The sequence below is a fragment of the Mycobacterium helveticum genome, assembly GCF_007714205.1.
Taxonomy (GTDB): Bacteria; Actinomycetota; Actinomycetes; order Mycobacteriales; family Mycobacteriaceae; genus Mycobacterium; species Mycobacterium helveticum.
On sequence record NZ_VMQU01000069.1, the window covers coordinates 1 to 20426 of the forward strand.

General features: G+C 68.6%; 18 protein-coding genes and 1 pseudogene. All 19 read left to right on the forward strand.

What is annotated here, in order from left to right; all coding sequences use genetic code 11:
• Positions 1 to 259: pseudogene (locus tag FPZ47_RS16245) on the forward strand (hypothetical protein); the annotation flags it as partial.
• Positions 260 to 360: 101 nt separating this feature from the next.
• Positions 361 to 669 (forward strand): hypothetical protein, encoded by a 309-nt coding sequence (locus tag FPZ47_RS16250; protein ID WP_144952814.1) that lies wholly within the window; start codon positions 361 to 363, stop codon positions 667 to 669.
• A gap of 45 nt (positions 670 to 714) precedes the next feature.
• Positions 715 to 2325, forward strand: coding sequence for a class I adenylate-forming enzyme family protein (locus FPZ47_RS16255; protein ID WP_144952813.1), 1611 nt, complete (start codon positions 715 to 717; stop codon positions 2323 to 2325).
• On the forward strand, positions 2309 to 3085 hold the full coding sequence (locus FPZ47_RS16260) for a class II aldolase/adducin family protein (protein WP_210419921.1): 777 nt from the start codon (positions 2309 to 2311) through the stop codon (positions 3083 to 3085). Before FPZ47_RS16255 ends, FPZ47_RS16260 begins: the two co-directional genes overlap by 17 nt.
• A 104-nt stretch (positions 3086 to 3189) precedes the next feature.
• A complete protein-coding gene (locus FPZ47_RS16265; RefSeq protein ID WP_144952812.1) occupies positions 3190 to 4458 on the forward strand; it encodes an amidohydrolase family protein in 1269 nt (422 codons plus the stop codon).
• A 114-nt stretch (positions 4459 to 4572) separates the two neighbouring features.
• Positions 4573 to 4905 (forward strand): ArsR/SmtB family transcription factor, encoded by a 333-nt coding sequence (locus FPZ47_RS16270; RefSeq protein ID WP_144952811.1) that lies wholly within the window; start codon positions 4573 to 4575, stop codon positions 4903 to 4905.
• A 4-nt stretch (positions 4906 to 4909) separates the two neighbouring features.
• Complete coding sequence (locus FPZ47_RS16275; protein ID WP_144952809.1) at positions 4910 to 5389, forward strand: NADH-quinone oxidoreductase subunit B family protein; 480 nt, start codon at positions 4910 to 4912, stop codon at positions 5387 to 5389.
• Positions 5389 to 7362 (forward strand): proton-conducting transporter transmembrane domain-containing protein, encoded by a 1974-nt coding sequence (locus FPZ47_RS16280; protein ID WP_144952808.1) that lies wholly within the window; start codon positions 5389 to 5391, stop codon positions 7360 to 7362. Before FPZ47_RS16275 ends, FPZ47_RS16280 begins: the two co-directional genes overlap by 1 nt.
• A 5-nt stretch (positions 7363 to 7367) precedes the next feature.
• Positions 7368 to 8318, forward strand: coding sequence for a respiratory chain complex I subunit 1 family protein (locus tag FPZ47_RS16285; RefSeq protein WP_144952806.1), 951 nt, complete (start codon positions 7368 to 7370; stop codon positions 8316 to 8318).
• 10 nt (positions 8319 to 8328) lie between these two features.
• Positions 8329 to 8991, forward strand: a complete 663-nt coding sequence (locus FPZ47_RS16290) for a hypothetical protein (protein ID WP_144952804.1) — start codon at positions 8329 to 8331, stop codon at positions 8989 to 8991.
• Positions 8991 to 10457, forward strand: coding sequence for a proton-conducting transporter transmembrane domain-containing protein (locus tag FPZ47_RS16295; protein WP_144952802.1), 1467 nt, complete (start codon positions 8991 to 8993; stop codon positions 10455 to 10457). The genes FPZ47_RS16290 and FPZ47_RS16295 overlap by 1 nt, the downstream gene beginning before the upstream one ends.
• The gene (locus FPZ47_RS16300; protein ID WP_144952800.1) at positions 10454 to 11932 is read left to right on the forward strand and encodes a hydrogenase large subunit; all 1479 of its coding nucleotides are present in this window, start codon (positions 10454 to 10456) and stop codon (positions 11930 to 11932) included. Before FPZ47_RS16295 ends, FPZ47_RS16300 begins: the two co-directional genes overlap by 4 nt.
• A gap of 108 nt (positions 11933 to 12040) precedes the next feature.
• A complete protein-coding gene (locus FPZ47_RS16305; protein ID WP_144952798.1) occupies positions 12041 to 12403 on the forward strand; it encodes an ArsR/SmtB family transcription factor in 363 nt (120 codons plus the stop codon).
• Between the two features lie 191 nt (positions 12404 to 12594).
• The gene (locus tag FPZ47_RS16310) at positions 12595 to 13395 is read left to right on the forward strand and encodes a hypothetical protein (protein WP_246133449.1); all 801 of its coding nucleotides are present in this window, start codon (positions 12595 to 12597) and stop codon (positions 13393 to 13395) included.
• Positions 13396 to 13418: 23 nt separating this feature from the next.
• On the forward strand, positions 13419 to 15275 hold the full coding sequence (locus tag FPZ47_RS16315) for a phosphoenolpyruvate carboxykinase (GTP) (protein WP_144952794.1): 1857 nt from the start codon (positions 13419 to 13421) through the stop codon (positions 15273 to 15275).
• A 213-nt stretch (positions 15276 to 15488) separates the two neighbouring features.
• A complete protein-coding gene (locus FPZ47_RS16320) occupies positions 15489 to 17087 on the forward strand; it encodes an arylsulfatase (protein WP_144952792.1) in 1599 nt (532 codons plus the stop codon).
• A 92-nt stretch (positions 17088 to 17179) separates the two neighbouring features.
• Positions 17180 to 18403, forward strand: a complete 1224-nt coding sequence (locus tag FPZ47_RS16325; RefSeq protein WP_144952790.1) for an FAD-dependent oxidoreductase — start codon at positions 17180 to 17182, stop codon at positions 18401 to 18403.
• A 21-nt stretch (positions 18404 to 18424) separates the two neighbouring features.
• Positions 18425 to 19423 carry a Gfo/Idh/MocA family protein gene (locus FPZ47_RS16330; protein ID WP_144952788.1) on the forward strand — a complete coding sequence of 333 codons (999 nt, stop codon included), beginning with the start codon at positions 18425 to 18427 and terminating at the stop codon, positions 19421 to 19423.
• A 183-nt stretch (positions 19424 to 19606) separates the two neighbouring features.
• The gene (locus tag FPZ47_RS16335) at positions 19607 to 20314 is read left to right on the forward strand and encodes a TetR/AcrR family transcriptional regulator (protein WP_425461802.1); all 708 of its coding nucleotides are present in this window, start codon (positions 19607 to 19609) and stop codon (positions 20312 to 20314) included.
• Positions 20315 to 20426 lie beyond the last annotated feature (112 nt).

Here is a 20426-nt window from a genome sequence, read left to right on the forward strand (position 1 = left end):
ACGATTTTCCCTTGCACGAAGGGCATTTCCGTGTCACGACACAGCCATCACCCACATCAGGCTGAAAAATCAGGGTCTGACTTTGCTGGTGTTCCTGCCGGGCATCATCGAACAGGGCGCGTCCACGTACTCGGCCGCCACCGGTCAGACCCAGCAGCCGTTTCTGGGCCGTTGGCTGCTGCTGACCGCGGCGCTGTTCGCGGTCAGCGCCGTCGCGTATGCCGTCCGGCTCGCCGTCGGCCGGCGGTGTCGGTCGTGAGGCGGTGGTTCTCCTGCGGAAATTCTCCACGCCCGCTCCGAGTCTTCTTGGAGAACCGCGCTCGACGCGCCGCGGCGGCTTCGGACAACTACAGTCGGGTCATGGCACCTCGCACCGGCAGGGCGGCGGCGGTGGTGTGCGGCGTCGTGGCCCTGTCCGCCTGGGTGATCGGTGTCGCGCCGGGGACCGCGGCGGCGACCACCGTCGCGTCCGCGAGCGCGAGTCCCGCACCCCCCACCCCGAGAGGCGCCCTGCCCGTCCAGCCCGTCGGCGGGGGTGCCTGCATCATCGGCCTGAACTGCGGGTGCATCCGCAACGTCACATGTCCCCGGCCGCACGCCCGGCGTCCGGCCGTTCCGAACATCGGCTCCGATCACCGCGCCGCCCCCACCGCCCCGCCCACGCCGTGACGACTCCGCCGACTCTCCCGGACGCGGCTTTCCTATCATGTGGTGATGAGCGCCGGTGGCCTGGAAATCATGGGCTCGCCGGCATTCGCCGTCGAGGACTCGGCCCGGTTCCGCGCCCAGGGCTGGTGGTCTGACGCAACGCTGGCCGACGCGGTCGGCCGCCACGCCGCACAGGCACCCGATCGTCCCGCCTACATCGACCATCCCGGCCACTCGCTGACGTGGAGCGGGTTCGACAGCGCGGCAACGGCTCTGGCCGGGCAGCTGACCGCCGTCGGCGTCGCGCGCGGCGACCGGGTTGCGGTGTGGCACGGGGATTCGGCCGCGATCCACGTGCTGTTCGTCGCCATCGAACGCTGCGGCGCCGTCGTGGTCGGTATCGGCGCGCGCGCCGGCACCCGCGAGGCCGCCGCGATCCTGCGTGGCGCCCGGCCGAAGATCATGATCAGCGACCGCGTGCGCGGCGGCGCCGCGGCCGGTGTCGGCGCCGAGTCCGGGCTGCCCGTGCTCACCCTGTGCGGCCTGCGCCTCGACACCGACGCTTCGCCCGCGGCCCCGGGCAGCGATGCCCGGCTCGGCCCCGACGACGTCTTCCTGATCAACTCGACCTCCGGGACCACCGGGGTGCCCAAGTGCGTGGTGCACACCCAGAACCGTTGGCACTACTTTCACCAGAAGGCCGTCGCCAACGGGCGCCTGCGGCCCGACGACGTGTTCCTGCCGGTCATCCCCATGCCGTTCGGGTTCGGGATCTGGACCAGCCACACCACCCCGATCTACCTCGGTGCCGCCGCCGTCATCCTCGAGCGGTTCACCACCACGGCGGCGTGCGAGGCGATACAGAGACACAAGGCCACGGTGTTATGTTGTGTCAGCACGCAATTGACCATGCTGATGGCGGATCCGGCCACCCGTGGCTACGACCTGAGCTCACTGCGTGTGGTGTTCACCGGCGGGGAGGCGCTGCCGTATCGGCCCGCCGCCGAGTTCGAGGATCTGACCGGTGCGACGATCCTGCAGTTTTACGGCTCGAACGAGACCGGGCTGCTCAGCGCAACCACCCTCGACGACCCGCGCCAGCGCCGCCTGCGCACCGGCGGCCGGGTCGTCCCGGAGATGGCGGTCCGGCTCTTCGACGGGGACCGCGACGTCACCGACACGGGGCGGGGCCAGCCCGCCTGCCGGGGCCCGGCGACCAGCCTCGGCTACCTCGGCGGCACCGACCACGACAACCTGTTCACGCGCGACGGGTGGATGCGGATGGGCGACATCTGCGAGATCGACGCGGACGGCTATCTGAGCGTGACGGGGCGCACCTCGGATTTCATCCTGCGTGGCGGCAAGAACATCAGCGCGCCGCAGGTCGAGGATGCCGTCACCACCCATCCCGCGATTGCGGTGGCCGCGGCGGTGGCGATGCCCGATCCGGTGTTCGGCGAGAAGGTCTGCCTCTACGCCGAGCTCACCGGTTCGCAGGGCATCGACCTGCCCGAGTTGGCCGAATACCTTTTGGCGCAAGGCGTTTCCAAGGAACTGTTCCCCGAGCGGCTGATCGTGCTCGACGAGCTGCCCCGTTCGTCGGGCGGCAAAATAGCCAAAGGCCTGCTCCGCGACGACATCCGCGCCAGAATGGAGGCCGATGAGCAAGGGTGCTGACGCCAGGCGGGGCGGCCTTCAGGTGTGGTCACCGTCGGTGGTTCCCCCGATCGGGGTCGAGCTGACCGACGAGCAGGCGCTGGCGGTCGCGTTCCGGCATCTGGCCGCCATCGGGTTCGCCGAGAACATGGCCGGCCACATCACCTGGCAGCTCGACGGCCAGACCGACATGCTGGTCAATCCGTGGGGCCTCTGGTGGGCCGAGCTCACCGCCTCCGACATCTGCGCCGTCGACAGCGACGCCCGGGTGGTCCGCGGTCGCTGGGACGTGACCCCGGCCATCCACATCCACACCGAACTGCACCGGGCCCGCCGCGACGCGCGGGTGGTCATCCACAACCATCCCTACTACGTGTGCGTGCTCGCCGCGCTGGGCAGGCTGCCCGAGTTGGTGCATCAGACCGGCTCGCTGTTCCTCGACGACCTGTGCCTGGTGGACACCTACGACGGCGAGATCGACAGCCCCGCCCGGGCCGCGGAACTCGCGGCGCGCATCGGAGGGACCAACCTGACGATTCTGGCCAACCACGGCGTCATCGCCACCGGCCGCAACCTGCCGGAGGCCGTCTACCGCGCGGCCTCGATCGAACGGGTGTGCAAGCTCGCCCACGACGTCATGCTCACCGGCCGGGAGCCCGTCACCATGGACTGGTCGGACATGGCGGGCATGCAACGGTCGCTCGTCGAACGCGCGGCCGACGTGTACTGGGCGGGGGCGGCGCGGATGACCATCAAGGCCGACCCGGATGTGCTCACGTGAATCCCCGGTCATCCCGGGTGAATCCAGGGCGGCGACACGCCGGTCGGCGGCACCGCCAGTTCACCCTCGAAGCCGTCATTTCACACTCGATTGGAGATTGACGGGTGAAGTCGATCGACGACCTGGCCGCGGACCTCAACTTCACGACCGCCAAGACGGGGGACACCCGCTCGGTCACCTTTCTGCCCGACCCGCCCCGGGCGCCGCGCCGCTACACGCTGATCTCGGTCGACGATCACATCGTCGAACCCCCGGACACCTTCACCGGGCGGGTACCGCGCAAATTCGCCGACCGCGCACCCAAAGTCGTCGACACCGAGCAGGGCGGGCAGACCTGGGTCTATGACGGCCGGCAGCTGCCCAACGTCGGGTTCAACGCCGTGGTCGGGCGGCCGGTGTCGGAGTACGGCTTCGAACCCGTCCGCTTCGAGGAAATGCGCAGGGGCGCGTGGGACATCCACGAGCGCGTCAAGGACATGGACCTGAACGGCATCTACGCCTCGCTCAACTTTCCCTCGTTTCTGCCCGGCTTCGCCGGACAGCGGCTGCAGCAGGTGACCACGGACCGCGAACTGGCCCTGGCCGCCGTCCGCGCCTGGAACGACTGGCACCTCGAGGTGTGGGCGGGGTCCTACCCCGAGCGAATCATCCCCTGCCAGCTGCCGTGGCTGCTGGACCCCGCGGTCGGCGCAGAGATGATCTACGAGAACGCCGAGCGCGGTTTCCCCGCCGTCACCTTCAGCGAGAACCCGGCGATGCTGGGACTGCCGAGCATCCACTCGGGGCACTGGGACCCGATGATGGCGGCGTGTGCCGAGACGGGCACCGTCGTCAACCTGCACATCGGGTCGTCGGGATCCTCGCCGTCGACCACCGAGGACGCGCCCCCGGACGTGGCCGGCGTGCTGTTCTTCGCCTATGCGATCTCGGCGGCGGTCGACTGGCTGTACTCCGGGCTGCCCAGCAGATTCCCCGACCTGAAGATCTGCCTGTCCGAGGGGGGGATCGGCTGGGTCGCCGGGCTGCTCGACCGTCTCGACCACATGCTCAGCTACCACGCGATGTACGGCACCTGGCAGGCGCTCGGTGAAAGCCTCACTCCGGCAGAGGTTTTCACTCGTAACTTCTGGTTCTGCGCGGTCGAGGACAAGTCGTCGTTCGTACAGCGGGACCGCATCGGCGTGGACAACATCATGCTGGAGGCCGACTACCCGCACTGCGACTCGACCTGGCCGCACACCCAGGAGACCGTCCACGGGCAGATCGGGGATCTGCCGCAGGACGTGATTCGCAAGTTCACCTGGGAGAACGCGTCCCGGTTGTACCGGCACCCGGTGCCGGCCGAAGTGCAGCGCGATCCCGAGGCGTTCTGACTTCCAGGCGGATCGTCGGCGTCAGTCGCTTCGGGTAGGCATGACTCCGAGTAGACATGATAAAGTCTTCAACTGTTCGAATGTTGGAACGGTGAAGTCTTCAGGAGGACTGTGGTGTCGGCGCCGCTGTACCAACTCAAGGCCGAATTGTTCAAGACGCTCGCCCATCCGGCGCGAATCAGGATCCTCGAGCTGTTGGCAGCGCAGGATCGATCGGTCGCCGAGTTGTTTCCCGAGGTGGGTTTGGAGGCGTCGAACCTGTCGCAGCAGTTGGGAGTTTTGCGCCGCGCCGGGGTGGTGAGTTCACGCAAGGAGGGGAGCACCGTGATTTATTCGATCGCATCCCCGAACATCGCGGAATTGTTGATGGTCGCGCGAAATGTGCTGGCCGGGGTGTTCAGCGACCGGGCCGCGATGCTCGATGACCTACGAGCGGGTGAACGGTAGCCCGATGAGTTGGATTGGCAAGATCTTGCGTGTCGGCCGCGTGGTGGAAGGTGCCGGTCCAGCCCCGGAGGCTGTCATGGATCCGCCTGCGGGAGTGCGGGGTTCGCTGCAGATCCGACATGTCGATGCGGGGTCGTGCAACGGCTGCGAGGTGGAGATCTCGGCCGTGTTCGGTCCGGTGTACGACGCCGAACGATTCGGGGCGCGGCTGGTCGCCTCGCCCCGGCATGCCGATGCGCTGCTGGTGACCGGAGTGGTCACCCGCAACATGGCTGACCCACTGCGCAACACGGTCGCGGCCACACCGCAACCGCGGGTGGTGATCGCCTGCGGCGACTGCGCGGTGAACCGGGGGGTGTTCGCCGATGCCTACGGGGTGGTCGGTGCGGTGGACGAGGTGGTGCCCGTCGACGTCGGAATCCCGGGCTGCCCACCCACACCCGCCGAGATCGTCGCGGCGTTGCGCTCGGTGACCGGAAAGTAATGGCCACGCTCACCATTGCTCCGGCAACCGAGCCGAACACGGCGCACCACCAGGGTTTGGCATCGCTTGCGGGCGGGGCCGTCACGTCGGCGCTGGGCGCACTCGGGGTGTGGGTCGGCTTGCTCGCGGTTTTCGGCACGGTGCGCCCGCTGCATATCGGCTGGCTGATCCCCCTGTCGGGGGTGTATCTGGCCCTCGACCCACTCGGCGGGTTCTTTGTCGCGCTGACGGGTGGGGTCGCCATTCCCGTCGGGGTTTACGCGATCGGCTACGCGCGTCGGGAACATCTCGGGCGGCTCCCGTCGGCAGTGCTGCCGGTGTTCGTGGCGGCGATGCTCCTGGTTCCGGCGGCGGGGTCGGCGACGACCTTCCTGGTGGCGTGGGAGTCGATGGCGCTGGCGTCGCTGATCCTGGTGGTGGCGGATCACACACGGCCCGAAGTGCGTTCGGCCGGTCTGGTGTATGCGGTGATGACGCAGCTCGGGTTCGTGGCCATCCTGACCGGGCTGATGGTGCTGTCGGCGGCCGGCGGCGCGGATCGCTTCGCCGCACTGGCGCCGGTGTCCGGTGGCACGCGTATCGCCGTGTTCGCGCTGACCGTGGCCGGGTTCGGGTCCAAAGCCGGGTTGGTGCCGTTGCATGCCTGGCTGCCGCGGGCACACCCGGAGGCGCCCAGCCCGGTATCGGCGTTGATGAGTGCGGCGATGGTCAACCTCGGTATCTACGGCATCGTCCGGTTCGACCTGCAGCTGCTCGGGCCGGGCCCGCGTTGGTGGGGGCTGGTGCTGCTGGCGATCGGCGCTGTGTCGGCGGTGTACGGGGTGCTGCAGGCCACGGTGGCCACGGATCTCAAACGGCTGCTTGCCTATTCGACCACCGAGAACATGGGGTTGATCACCCTGGCGTTGGGGGCGGCCACGCTGTTCGCGAACTCCGGCGCGCGCGCGGCGGCCACGATCGCGATGGCCGCAGCGGTGCTGCATCTGATCGGGCACGCGGCGTTCAAAGGCCTGGGCTTCATGGCCGCCGGTTCGGTGCTGGCCGCGACCGGGCTGCGTGACTTGGACCGGCTTGGCGGACTGGCCCGCAGAATGCCCGCGACCACAGTTCTGTTCGGAGTGGCCGCCCTGGGGGCGGCCGGACTCCCGCTGGGCGCCGGTTTCGTCGGCGAGTGGCTGCTGATTCAGTCGCTGATCCACGCCGGCGCCAACCACGACACGCTGGTGGCGCTGACCGCGCCGTTGGCGGTCGGCGCGGTGGCCTTGACCACCGGCCTGGGTGTGGCGGCGATGGTCAAGGCGTTCGGCGTCGGGTTTCTGGCACGTCCGCGCTGCGCGGCCGCCGGCGACGCGGCAGAAGCCCCGGGCAGCATGGTCGTCGGGATGGTCATCGCTGGGTGCGTGTGTGTGGTGGCGGCGGTGGCGCCGGGGGTGGCGGCGCCGATGTTGCGGCAGGTCCTCGCCGCGCTGCCTGCGGCGGCGACGGTCCAGTTCAGCGACTTCGGCACGGTGATACGGCTGCCCCGGCTGTCCGGGTCGGTCGCGCCGGGGTGGATCGCCGCGGCGTTGACTGCGGCGGTGGTGCTGGCCGTCGTGCTGGCACGGTGGCGCTCGCGCCGGCGTCCACGACCCGTCCTCCTGCCGCTATGGGCATGCGGTGCCGACGACCTGACGTCGCGGATGCAATACACGGCAACATCATTCGCCGAGCCGCTGCAGCGCGTCTTCGATGACGTATTGCGTCCAGACACCGATATCGAAGTTACCCACCTCGACGAATCGCGATACATGGCTCAGGCGGTCACCTATCGGGCCAAGTTCACTGACGCGATCGAAGACCGCCTCTATACCCCGGTGATCCGTGCGGTGGCCGTGGCGGCCGCTTTGGTGCGGCACGCTCACACCGGCAGCGTGCACCTCTACCTCGCCTACGGTGCGCTCGGCGTGCTGATCGTGATGGTGGTCGCCAGGTGAACCCTATGTCGTTCGTCGCCGGCGTCGCGCAGCTGGCCGTTGTCGTGTTAGGTGCGCCGCTGATGATCGGGCTGATGCGCCAGGTGCGGGCCGCGTTGGAGGGACGCGCCGGTGGCGGGCTGCTGCAACCCTGGCGGGATATACGCAAACAGCTTGGCAAACAACAGATCACCCCGCGGGGCACCACGGTGGTGTTCGCTTCGGCGCCCGCGGTGCTGGCCGGCACCACGCTGCTGATCGTGGCCATCGCGCCGATCGTGGCCACCGGGTCGCCCCTGGACCCGGTCGCCGATCTGTTCGCCGTTGTCGGCCTGCTGTTCCTGGGTACCGTCGCGTTGGCGTTGGCCGGAATCGACACCGGCAGCTCCTTCGGTGGCATGGGCGCCAGCCGCGAGATCACCATCGCCGCGCTGGTCGAGCCGACGATCCTGCTCGCCGTCTTCGCGCTCTCCATCCGCGCCGGGTCGTCCAACCTCGGCGCGGTGGTCGCCAACACGCTCGAGCACCCGGGGCACGTCGCATCGCTGACCGGGGTGTTGGCTTTCGTCGCCCTGGTGGTGGTCATCATCGCCGAGACCGGACGACTACCGGTCGACAACCCGACCACCCACCTCGAGTTGACCATGGTGCACGAGGCGATGACGCTCGAATATGCCGGGCCTCGCCTGGCATTGGTGGAATGGTCATCCGGGATGCGGCTGGCGGTGCTGCTGGCGCTGCTGGCGAATCTGTTCGCACCATGGGGCATCGCCGGAACTCATCCCAGCCCGCTCGACATCGTGATCGGTGTCGTCGCCATCGCGGCCAAGGTCGCGCTGCTGGCCGCGCTGATGGCTGCCGCGGAGGTGTTCATCGCCAAGCTGCGACTGTTCCGGGTGCCCGAACTGCTGGCCGGGTCGTTTCTGCTCGCCCTGCTCGCCGTCACCGCCGCGAACTTCTTCACCGTGGCGGCATGAGGACGCACCGATGACCGACTCGACCTTCGCCACCCTGATCGACTTCGCCGCCGGTGGGCTCCTGCTCGCCGCCGTGCTCGTCACCTGGCGCCGCGACCTGCGCGCCGTCGTGCGACTGCTGGCTTGGCAGGGCTTCGCGCTCGCGGCCATCCCGATGCTGCGCGCAATCCACGACGCTGACCGCGCCCTGGTCTACGTCGGGATCGCGGTCCTTCTGCTGCGCGCGGTGGCGTTGCCGTGGCTGTTGGTCCGGGCGCTGGCCGCCGAGCCGAGCGACCAACGCGAGGCCACCCCGCTGGTCAACACCGCCAGTTCGCTGCTGATCACCGCCGTGCTGACCATCGTGGCATTCGCGGTCACCCGGCCCGTCGTCGACCTCGAACCGACTGCTGCGGCCACCGCCGTTCCCGCCGCGTTCGCCGTGATCTTCATCGCGCTGTTCGTGATGAGCACGCGGCGCCACGCCATCTCACAGACCGCCGGATTTCTGATGCTGGACAACGGGATTGCCGCAACCGCATTCCTGCTGACCGCAGGCGTGCCGCTGATCGTCGAACTCGGCGCCTCCCTGGATGTGCTGTTCGCCGTGATCGTGATCGGGGTACTGGCCGGCCGACTCCGGCGCGCCTTCGGCGGCGCGGACCTGGACCAACTGCACGAATTGCGCGATTGATGACCGCACTGTTGCTGGTGCCCATCCTCGCACCGATCATCGCCTCGCTGATCACCCTGATCTGGGGGTGGCGCCGCGTCACGGCAACCGTCACGGTGCTTTCGGCGGTGACGATCCTCGGTTGCGGCGCCGCGCTCGGATTCCAGGTCGGTTCCGGCCGGTATTTTGCGCTGAGCGGGCTGCTGCGCGCCGACGCGTTGTCGGTGACCATGGAGATTGTCATCGGGGTGGTCGGCACGCTGGCCACGGGGGCCAGCATCGGTTACGTCAATGCTGAACTTGCCGACGGCCACACCGACGCCGCCGGTGCGCGGCTGTACGGCGCGCTGACGCCGGGGTTCCTGGCTGCGATGGTTATCGCGGTGTGCGCCAACAATATCGGCGTAATCTGGGTCGCGATCGAGGCGACCACCGTGGTCACCGCGTTTCTCGTCGGGCATCGCCGGACCCGCACCGCGCTGGAGGCGACCTGGAAATACGTCATCGTCTGCTCGGTCGGGATCGCGATAGCCTTCCTGGGCACCGTGCTGCTGTACTTCGCGGCCCAGCACGCCGGGGCACCTGCCGCCCACGCGCTGAATCTTGACGCGCTGCTTGCCCACGCCGGACGTCTCAACCCCGAAGTGACCCGACTGGCCGGCGGTCTGCTGCTGATCGGATACGGCGCCAAGGCCGGTCTCCTGCCATTTCACACCTGGCTGGCCGACGCGCACAGCCAGGCTCCGGCGCCGGTGAGCGCGCTGATGAGCGGGGTATTGCTGTCGGTGGCGGTTTCGGTGTTGATTCGGATCAAACCGATCATCGACGCCGCCGTGCCGGGCTTCCAGCGCACCGGGTTGCTGGTGACCGGATTGGCGACGCTGCTGGTCGCGGTGCTGATGCTGACCGTGACCGGTGATGTCAAGCGGATGCTGGCGTACTCGTCGATGGAAAACATGGGCCTGATCGCCATCGCTCTCGCGGCGGGGACCACGCTGGCGATCGCGGCGCTGCTGCTGCATGTGCTTGCCCATGGCATCGGTAAGACACTGCTGTTCCTGTCCGGCGGCCAGTTGCAGGTTGCGCACAATTCGACTGCCGTCGTAGACATCACCGGGGTCCTGCGACGCTCACGGGTGATCGGCGCATCGTTCGCTGTCGGGCTGATCGTGCTGCTCGGTCTGCCACCGTTTGCGATGTTCGCCAGCGAGGTGGCCATCGCCCGGTCGCTGGCCGATGCACGACTGGGGTGGGTGCTCGGCGTCGCCATGCTGCTGATCGCCGTCGCGTTCGCCGCGCTGGTGCGAAATTCCGGTCGCATGCTGCTGGGCGTCCCGGTCGGCGCCGCGCCCCGGATCGCCGTCCCCGCCACCGTGGCAGCCGCTCTGCTGGCCGGTGTTGCGGCATCGATCGCACTCGGGGTCACCGCGGGACCGCTGACCGACCTGTTCACCACTGCCGCCAGCCAGGTCGGAGCCGTTCGGTGACACCGAATTGGCTGCAACACAGGCTGCCGGGTGACGAGATCGCCGGTAAAGCAGAGGAATTGGTAGACCAGGGATTTCGCCTTGGGCTGGTGGCCGCCCACGACGACGGCGAGCGGTTGCGGGTGGTGTACCTGTTCCTCGCGGGCCACCCGGACCGCCGTGTCGAGCTCGAAACCCTGTTGACGGCAGCCGATCCGGCGCTGCCCTCGCTGGCGTACCTGTCCTTCCCCGCGAGCCGCTTCGAGCGGGAAATGGCGGACCTCTACGGGATTCGGCCGGTCGGGCACCCCCATCTGCGGCGGCTGGTGCGCCACGCGCACTGGCCGCAGGACTGGCATCCGATGCGGGCCGACGCAGGGCGCGCACCGCAGTTCGCGGCCACCGGAGGGTTCCCGTTCGTCACCGTGCAAGGAACCGGGGTGTATGAAATCCCGGTCGGGCCGGTACATGCGGGGCTGATCGAGCCCGGCCATTTCAGGTTCTCCGTCGTCGGCGAGACCGTGTTACGGCTCAAGGCGCGGTTGTGGTTCGTGCATCGTGGGCTGGAGAAACTCTTTGAGGGACGTCCCGCCACCGCGGCGGTCGATCTCGCCGAACGAATCAGCGGCGACACCTCGGCCGCACACGCGCTGGCCCACAGCCTGGCGATCGAGGACGCGCTCGGCATCGAAATGCCCGAGGAAGCGCAGCGACTGCGTGCTCTGCTCGTCGAGCTCGAACGGCTCTACAACCACGCCGCCGATCTGGGCGCAATGGCCAATGACGTCGGCTATGGCATCGCCAACGCCCATGCCCAACGCATCCGCGAACAACTGTTGCGCCTCAACGCCGTGGCGACCGGGCACCGGCTGCTGCGCGGCGCCATCTACCCGGGTGGCGTCACCGTGAACCGGCTGCCCACGGCCGCCCAATTGCACTCCATCGCCACCGACATCGCCGAAATCGCCGAACTGACCCTGGCCAACACCGTGGTCTATGACCGCTTCGCCGGCACTTCGGTGCTGGACCGCGATGACGCCCGGGCGATGGGCTGCCTCGGATATGTCGCCCGCGCCAGCGGTGTGCGCACCGACGCCCGCACCGAGCATCCCTTCACCGCTTTACCCATCACCGAGACCGGCGCCGGCGCGGGCGACGTGCTGGCCCGCTATACCCTGCGGCGCGACGAGTTCGCCGCGGCGGCCACATTAGCCGCTTACCTGGTCGAATCACACACCGGCCCAACCGAATACGTCGTCCCCGCCCCGTCGACGCGCGGACCCCGCAGCGGTATCGGCATCGTGGAAGGATGGCGCGGCACCATCGTGCACCGTGTCGAAATCACCGCCGACGCGCGCATCACCCGCAGCAAGATCGTCGATCCGTCCTGGTTCAACTGGCCCGCGGTGCCGGTGGCGATGGCCGACACGATCGTCCCGGACTTTCCGTTGACCAACAAGAGCTTCAACTTGTCCTACGCGGGCAACGACCTGTGACGCAGTCGCTCGGCGGGACCGTATCTTCTGTCTCAACTATCTTCTGTCTCAATGAATTGCTAACATTGGCAACTAGTCATAGTGCAGGCCGCTTTCACGGGAGGCGTCATGGCAGACTCGCGTCAGCCGCTTTACCGCATGAAAGCGGAATTCTTCAAAACGCTGGGTCATCCGGCCCGCATCCGGGTGTTGGAACTGCTCAGCGAAGGCGAGCTCACGGTCTCGCAGATGCTGCCCGAAGTGGGTATCGAACCCGCCAACCTATCTCAGCAGCTGTCCATCCTGCGACGGGCCGGACTGGTCGTCGCGCACCGTCAGGGGCTCACGGTGACCTATGCGCTCACCACATCACAGGTCGCAGACCTGCTCACCGTGGCCCGGGCCATCCTCACCGGAGTGGTAGCCGGCCAGGCCGAAGTGCTCGACGAGGCACACGGGCCGCCCTCACTGGCTGCCGGATCGGCCCGCTGACGCGACCGCGTCGAAGCCGGCACGTCGCAGGGCCGTCACTACTACTTGCCAACTTTCTAAATTATTGATGTTGAAAAGATCTGGTTATCGGAATGTCGAAGACGACGAAAAGCGCTGCGGCCGAACACACGCGCTTCGGCGGCATTGAGAACGTCACAGCTGTCGGCATCGCGACCGTCGGCGTGGCCGCCGTGAGAACACCGTCTACCCGGGCCCGAGATCGTGCGGTCTGGGCGGCGATGGAGAACTACGCGGCGCTGATCACCGAGGCCATCCCGACGCGGGCGGTACCGTTGCCGCTAACCCAGAACGACCCGGCCGCGGTCGCGGCCCGGCTCACGCAGCTGCCGTCGCGGGTCGCGGCGGTGTTTCTGATCGGTCTGGACCCCTCGGCTACCGCGCAGGTACAGCGGGCCGTGCACACCCGCGGTGGGCCAACGGTGATCGGCGAACTCGACGTCGTTACCGCAACCCTCGGTGCGGCCGCGATGTCAGCGCTCCGCGGGCGCAACATCGCCCCGCGCCGCGCGCGCCTCGTGGTCACCGGCGCAGGGACCGTGCCGCGGCTCGGGCCGCTGCTGATCGCGCTGGGCGCCGGGTCGATGACCACCTGGCGCAGCTACGACACGCCGGACCAGCGGCTGCGCGACGTCATGGCCCGCAGCGATCTGCTCCTGGACCTCGCCGACGCAGCGCCCGACAGCGTCGCTCCCGGGCGCAGGCTGAGGCTGCCCGGCGACCTGTATGACTACGGGGCCCTTGTGCTACCGGGCCTGCTGCGTGGCCTTGGCCGACACCGACGGGTGCCGCTCACCGTCGAAGTGCTCGCTGCCTGTGCGCGCGCACTTGCCCTCGTCACGGCCGCTGATGCAATCCTGCCCGGTCTTGACGAGCGGCTGCTGATCCCCGCGATCGGCAGGCATGTCGATCGCGTGCTGTGTGAGAATCCGCCATCGGTTGCCCGCTCGGCACGAGTTTTCCCCATCCCATGACCGTGATCAGAAAGGTCACCGCTATGACAACCACTGTCGTCGGCATCGAACATGCACCGACCCCCTCAGCCGCGATCCGTTCCTGGGTCAACAAGGTGGCTGAGCTGACCACTCCGGACGCGGTGGTGTGGTGTGACGGCTCAACCGACGAATGGCGCCGACTTACCGCACTTTTGGTGGCGAAGGGCACCTTTGTTCAGCTGTCTGGCAAACCCAATTCGTTCTGGTGCACGTCGGATCCCGAGGATGTGGCGCGCGTGGAGGACCGCACCTTCATCTGCTCGGTACGGCGCGAAGACGCCGGGCCCACCAACAACTGGATGGATCCGGTCGACATGAAAACGGTAATGACCGAGGAGTATCGCGGCGCGATGGCCGGACGCACCATGTACGTGATCGCGTTCTGCATGGGTCCGCTGGATGCCGCCGAACCTCAGTTCGGCGTGCAGATCACCGACTCCGAATACGTTGCAGTGTCCATGCAGATCATGACACGCTCGGGCAGTGTGGTGTGGGAAAAGTTAAGTCAGGGCGCCGATTTCGTCAAGTGCCTGCACTCGGTCGGGGCGCCGCTGCATCCGGGACAACACGACGTCTCGTGGCCGTGCGACCATACCAAATACATCACCCATTTCCCCGAGGAACGCGCCATCTGGAGCTACGGCTCCGGCTACGGCGGTAATGCCTTGCTGGGCAAGAAATGCTACGCGTTGCGGATCGCCTCGAAGATGGCCAAAGACGAGGGCTGGCTGGCCGAACACATGCTGATCCTCAAACTCACCTCCCCCGAGCAGCAGGTGCACTACGTGGCCGCAGCATTCCCCTCCTCGTGCGGGAAGACCAACCTGGCCATGCTGTCACCCACACTGCCCGGGTGGCGCGCCGAAACCATCGGCGACGATATCGCCTGGATGCGCTTCGGCGACGATGGTCGCCTCTACGCGGTCAACCCCGAGGCCGGATTCTTCGGCGTCGCCCCCGGCACCGGAGCCGACACCAACCCGCACGCGATGGCCACCATCGAGCGCGGCAACACCATCTTCACCAACGTCGCGCTCACCGACGACGGTGACGTGTGGTGGGAAGGCCTGACCGCTGACACGCCCCGCCACCTGACCGACTGGAGACGCCGCGACTGGACACCGGACTCGAGCGATCCGGCCGCGCACCCCAATTCGCGCTACTGCACCCCGATCGCGCAGTGCCCTACCGTGGCGCCGGAGTGGAATGATCCTGGTGGGGTGCCGATTTCGGCGATCTTCTTCGGAGGACGGCGTGCCAGCACCATCCCCCTCATCACCCAATCGCACAACTGGCGGCACGGGGTGTTCCTGGGCTCGACGCTGTCCTCGGAAACCACCGCCGCCGCCAGCGGTGCTGTCGGCGTTGTGCGCCGCGACCCGATGGCGATGTTGCCGTTCCTGGGCTACCACGTCGGTGACTACCTGCAGCACTGGCTGGATATCGGCGCCAAAGCAGAGCCGTCGAAGCTGCCGATAATCTTCTACGTGAACTGGTTCCGCCGCAGCGCGGACGGCACATTCCTTTGGCCCGGGTTCGGCGACAATGCGCGGATCCTGAAATGGGCCCTGCAACGCATCGAGGGCACCGCAGAGGCCGTCCACACCCCGATCGGAGACATCCCCTCCCTCGAGAGCCTCGACTTGGACGGCCTCCAGGCCGACGAGCAGTCAATCCGCGCAGCACTTGAGGTCGACCCGGCCGAATGGATACGCGAGATCGAATCGATCGACGACTGGTACGCCACCATCGGCGGCAATAAACTTCCCGACGTCCTGCGCGAGGAACTCGGCCAGCTCAAACAACGGCTCGCTGCCGCTCGACGCGACACCGGGCAGCACCGCCACGCCACACCCTGAGACGCCCTGCCATCGACGCAGCCGTATGAACCGAGAGGTTCACGTACGGGTCTGCAGGAGCCGGAGGGTGGTGGCCGGCGCGCCGCTCCCGGCCTGTGCGGGCGAGCAGGTCCACGCCGGCAGCGCGGGAACGCACCGCCCCTGGGGCGTGGCGACCGTTGGTACCGTGGCCCGCGCCTGACAGGATGCCCGCACCTGACAGGATGCTTCAGTGTGAAGCGACCCAACTTTCTCGTAATCGTTGCAGACGACCTGGGGTTTTCCGACATCGGCGCCTTCGGCGCCGAGATCGCCACGCCCAACCTCGACAAACTGGCCTACGCCGGGATCCGGTTCACCGACTTCCACTCCGCCCCGACCTGCTCGCCCACCCGGGCGATGCTGTTGACCGGGACCGACCACCACGTCGCCGGCATCGGCACGATGCTCGAGGTCGCCGCACCGGGATTCACCGGCGCGCCGGGCTACGAGGGCTATCTGAACGATCGGGTCGTGGCGCTGCCCGAGCTGCTGCGGGACGCGGGTTACCTGACGCTGATGGCGGGAAAGTGGCACCTTGGCAACACGATCGAGACATCGCCCTGGGCGCGCGGGTTCGAGCGCTCGTTCGCCCTGCTGCCGGGCGGCGCCAGCCATTACGGCGGCGCCGCCGCCGGTCAGGTGCCGATGCCGACGCTGTACACCGAAGACGACCGGTTCGTCACGGTCGGCGACGACTTCTACTCGTCGGACTTCTACGCCGACACACTGGTGCGGTATCTGGCCGAACGGGCGCCCGGCGATGACCGTCCGTTCTTCGCCTATTTGCCGTTCCAGGCGCCGCACTGGCCGCTCCAGGCGCCGGACCACTCGATCGCGGCCTACCGCGGCCGCTACGACGACGGGCCGGACGCGCTGCGCGAGGCGCGCCTGGCGGCGCTGAAGCGGCTCGGCCTGTGCCCGGAAGACGTCGTACCGCATCCGGTCGTGGCCGACGGCGCCCCGGAGTGGGCCGACATGACCGACGAGGAGCGGGCGCGCTCGGCCCGCAGCATGGAGGTCTACGCGGCGATGGTGGACCGGATGGACCACAACGTCGGCCGGGTGATCGACTACCTTTCTCAGACCGGTGAGCTCGACGACACGATTGTGATCTTCCTGTCCGACAACGGTGCGGAGGGAGCCGCTCTGGAGGCGTGGCCGCTGCGCGGTCCCCAGATCGTGACGCAGATCGAGAAGAATTTCGACAACAGCCTCGACAACCTCGGCAGCGCCACCTCGTTCATCTGGTACGGCCCGCGCTGGGCCCAGGCCGCCACCGCGCCGTCGCGCCTGCACAAGGCGTTCACCGCCGAAGGCGGGATCCGCGTCACGGGTTTTGTCACCTGGCCGGGCTTTGCGCGGCAACGCGAGATCGGCACCGCCTTCGCGACCGTCATGGACATCGCCCCCACCGTGCTGGAACTGGCCGGCGCCGAACATCCCGGGACCGCCTACCGCGGGCGAGAAGTGGCGCCGATGCGCGGCCGCTCGCTGGTGCCGTACCTGTCCGGTTCCGCCGAGACCGTCCACGACGCCGACACCGGCACGGGCTGGGAGCTGTTCGGGCGGCGCGCCATCCGGCAGGGCGATTGGAAGGCGCTGTACCTGCCCGAGCCCCACGGCCCAGGCGCCTGGCAGCTCTACGATCTCTCCCGCGACCCCGGAGAGACCGACGACCGGGCCGCCGCGCGCCCCGACAAGCTCGCCGAACTCCTGGCATTGTGGGACCGCTACGTCGAAGAGAACGGCGTACTCCTCGAGCCGGTTTCGGTGTTCGATGCCGACCTGTAGCGCCTTGGCCGGACGCCCGCGAAACCGGATGCGGCACAGCAGCGGTGAACCTCGCGTGGTGAAAACCGGGCGTCCCCTTATGCTGTGCGCTGATGGTGGAGACAACGACGTGTGCGATCGTCGGCGGCGGCCCGGCCGGCATGGTCCTCGGGCTGCTGCTGGCCCGCGCGGGTGTCGAAGTCACGCTGCTGGAGAAACACGGCGACTTCCTGCGCGATTTTCGCGGCGACACCGTGCATCCCACGACGATCCAGTTGCTCGACGAGCTGGGTCTGGGGGAGCGGTTCGCGGCGCTGCGCTACAGCAAGGTCCGCACGGGCCAACTCGATACGAACGGGCGCTCGGTGACCTACATCGACTTCGGTCGGCTGCGCCAACCGCACCGCTACATCGCGATGGTGCCGCAGTGGGATCTGCTGAACCTGCTCGCCGAGGCCGCCCGGGACGAACCGAGCTTCACATTGCGGATGCGCACCGAGGTCACCGGGCTGCTGTGGGAGGCAGGGCGGGTCACCGGGGTGCGCTGCGCCGGGCCCGACGGTCCCGGTGAGCTTCGGGCCGAGCTCACCGTCGCCTGCGACGGACGGTGGTCGATCGCCCGCCGGGCGGCCGGGCTCCGGGCGCGGGAGTACCCGGTCAACTTCGATGTCTGGTGGTTCAGGCTGCCGCGCGAAGGCGCCGCGGAGTTCTCCTTCCTGCCGCGCGTCGCGCCGGGCAAGGCCCTCGCGGTGATACCGCGCGAGGGCTATCTTCAGATCGCCTACCTCGGCCCGAAGGGGACCGACGCCCAACTGCGCGCGCGCGGAATCGAGGCGTTCCGCCGCGACGTCGCGGGGCTGCTGCCCGACATGCCCGAGTCGGTGGCCGCGCTGGAGTCGATGGACGAGGTCAAGCACCTCGACGTGCGGGTGAACCGGCTGCGCCGTTGGCACACCGACGGACTGCTGTGCATCGGAGACGCCGCCCACGCGATGTCGCCGCTGGGCGGGGTCGGCATCAACCTGGCCATCCAGGACGCGGTCGCGGCCGCGACGCTGCTGGCCGGGCCCCTGCGGCGGCACCGCGTCACCGACCGCGACCTGGCGGCCGTCCGGCGCCGCCGCGCCTTTCCGGCCGCGGTGACCCAGGCGGTGCAACGCGTGTTAGCGCGGGCGTTGCTCGGGCCGCTCCTGCGTGGCGCCGACCCCACCCCTTCGGCGGCGCTGTTGACCGTCGTGCAGCGGCTGCCCTGGCTCTCGGCGGTACCCGCATACTTCGTCGGGGTGGGGGTCCGGCCGGAGCATGCGCCGGCTTTCGCCCGTCGTGGGGCCCGCTGAGCCGGGTGCTACCGTCTGCTGATGTCCGGGCACGGGACCCCGCTGCGCATCGGCGTCCTCGGGGCCGCCCGCATCACACCGCTGGCGCTGGTCAAGCCGGCCCGGGCGAACCCCGAGGTGGTGGTGGCCGCCGTCGCCGCCCGCGACGTGTCCCGCGCCCGCGCCTTCGCCGCTAAACACGGGATCGACCGGGTGCACGAGGATTACGAGACGCTGATCGCCGACCCAGACCTCGACGCGGTGTACAACCCGCTGCCCAACGGCTTGCATGGCCGCTGGACGCGTGCCGCGCTCGCGGCGGGAAAACATGTGCTGTGCGAGAAGCCGTTCACGGCCAACGCCGCCGAGGCGCGCGAGATCGCCGGACTCACCGCCGATTCCGGCCGGGTGGTGATGGAGGCGTTCCACTATCGCTACCACCCGCTGACGCTGCGGGCCGAGCAGATCATCGCCTCGGGCGAGTTGGGCGAGATCGAGCGGGTGGAGACAGCCATGTGCTTTCCCCTGCCGAGATTCTCCGACATCCGCTACGACTACGCGCTGGCCGGGGGCGCACTGATGGACGCCGGCTGCTACGCGGTCCACATGGCCCGCACACTCGGTGGCCCGGCCCCGGAAGTTGTTTCGGCACAAGCGAAACTGCGCGATCTCCGGGTCGACCGCGCGATGACGGCCGAGTTGCGCTTCGCTGCCGGCCACACGGGCCGGATCGTCTGCTCCATGTGGTCGTCGCGCCTGTTGCGAATCAGCGCGCGCGTGGTGGGTGACCGCGGGGAGATGCGGCTGCTCAACCCGGTCCTGCCCAACCTGGTGCACCGCCTGGCGGTCCGATCGCCCGGCGGGAGACGAACGGAGCGTTTTCCGCGTCGCGCCTCCTACGCGTACCAGCTCGACGCTTTCGCCGCCGCGGCGCGGCGCGGCGTACCGGTGCCGACCACCCCGGAAGACGCGGTGGAGAACATGACGGTGATCGACGCGATCTATCGGGCCGCCGGCCTGCCGCTGCGGCAGCCGAGCTGAGCGTTGATCCCCTCGCCGGCCAGCACCGGGAACCCGCCGCCAGTGTGATGGCGACACCGCGGTCGTCCAGGGCGGCCCGCCCTGCGCCGCACCGTGTTTACGGCCACTACAAAGATAGAGTATCCTCTGGCTTCGAGTCAGCGAACATTCGATCGAGATCCCGCGCCACGAAGGCATCCGCGCATGGCCCGACAGACCCCCACGGTGGCGAAGAGGCGCAGGCCCAATTCCGCCGAACGCCGCCGCGCCCTCTGCGACGCCGCGATCCAGTTGCTGGCCGACGACGGGGCCAAGGGATTGAGCCACCTGAAGGTGGACCGCAAGGCGGGCGTTCCGGACGGCACCACCTCGTTCTACTTCCGCACCCGTGAGGCGCTGCTGCGTGCCGTCGCCGAGCGGCTGGCCGAACGGGACCTGGCCGACCTGCAGTCGGTCGTGGACAGTTCCGACGGCCGGGGCGAGAATCTCTCGCCGTCGCGTTTGTCGCAGGTGGTGATCCAGGCCGGCACCGAGCCGCAGCTCTCCCGGACCCGGGCCAGGTACGAGCTGACGATGCAGGCCGCCCGCGACCCGGCGCTGGCCGCGATCCTGCAGCAGGCCACGGACGGGTTCACCCGGCTGCACCGCGAGATTCTCGTGCAACTCCTGCCACACGGTGCCGAGCTGGAATCGGCCGTGGTGGAGGACCTGAGCAACGTCACGCTGACCTTCATCAACGGGCTCATGGCCCGCATCGCCCACGGCGACCGCGTCGTCGGCAGCGCGGAACAGCTCGACGGGATCCTGTCGGCCATCGCGGCCGGCATCCTGAAAAGCCCGGACAGGGGCCGGCTGACCGAAAGCGGCGCCGCACCCCCGGCGCGCGGTCGCGCGACGGCGGCATCCGGCTGAGCACACGGCGTGGCACCAGCTTTCCCGGCGGGGGTCTTGCCACGACATCCCGCATATGGTTCTCTACGAGAATAGAGTAAGCCGCGGTTCGCGGCGCAGATCGAAGCAAGCG

What these genes read in the sequence shown, in the direction of transcription:
- FPZ47_RS16315 (WP_144952794.1), top strand. Translation starts at nt 13,419, where the DNA reads ATGACAACCACTGTCGTCGGCATCGAACATGCACCGACCCCCTCAGCC.
- FPZ47_RS16255 (WP_144952813.1), top strand. Translation starts at nt 715, where the DNA reads ATGAGCGCCGGTGGCCTGGAAATCATGGGCTCGCCGGCATTCGCCGTC.
- FPZ47_RS16325 (WP_144952790.1), top strand. Translation starts at nt 17,180, where the DNA reads ATGGTGGAGACAACGACGTGTGCGATCGTCGGCGGCGGCCCGGCCGGC.
- FPZ47_RS16260 (WP_210419921.1), top strand. Translation starts at nt 2,309, where the DNA reads ATGAGCAAGGGTGCTGACGCCAGGCGGGGCGGCCTTCAGGTGTGGTCA.
- FPZ47_RS16295 (WP_144952802.1), top strand. Translation starts at nt 8,991, where the DNA reads ATGACCGCACTGTTGCTGGTGCCCATCCTCGCACCGATCATCGCCTCG.
- FPZ47_RS16335 (WP_425461802.1), top strand. Translation starts at nt 19,607, where the DNA reads ATGGCCCGACAGACCCCCACGGTGGCGAAGAGGCGCAGGCCCAATTCC.
- FPZ47_RS16250 (WP_144952814.1), top strand. Translation starts at nt 361, where the DNA reads ATGGCACCTCGCACCGGCAGGGCGGCGGCGGTGGTGTGCGGCGTCGTG.
- FPZ47_RS16330 (WP_144952788.1), top strand. Translation starts at nt 18,425, where the DNA reads ATGTCCGGGCACGGGACCCCGCTGCGCATCGGCGTCCTCGGGGCCGCC.
- FPZ47_RS16280 (WP_144952808.1), top strand. Translation starts at nt 5,389, where the DNA reads ATGGCCACGCTCACCATTGCTCCGGCAACCGAGCCGAACACGGCGCAC.
- FPZ47_RS16285 (WP_144952806.1), top strand. Translation starts at nt 7,368, where the DNA reads ATGTCGTTCGTCGCCGGCGTCGCGCAGCTGGCCGTTGTCGTGTTAGGT.
- FPZ47_RS16275 (WP_144952809.1), top strand. Translation starts at nt 4,910, where the DNA reads ATGAGTTGGATTGGCAAGATCTTGCGTGTCGGCCGCGTGGTGGAAGGT.
- FPZ47_RS16290 (WP_144952804.1), top strand. Translation starts at nt 8,329, where the DNA reads ATGACCGACTCGACCTTCGCCACCCTGATCGACTTCGCCGCCGGTGGG.
- FPZ47_RS16305 (WP_144952798.1), top strand. Translation starts at nt 12,041, where the DNA reads ATGGCAGACTCGCGTCAGCCGCTTTACCGCATGAAAGCGGAATTCTTC.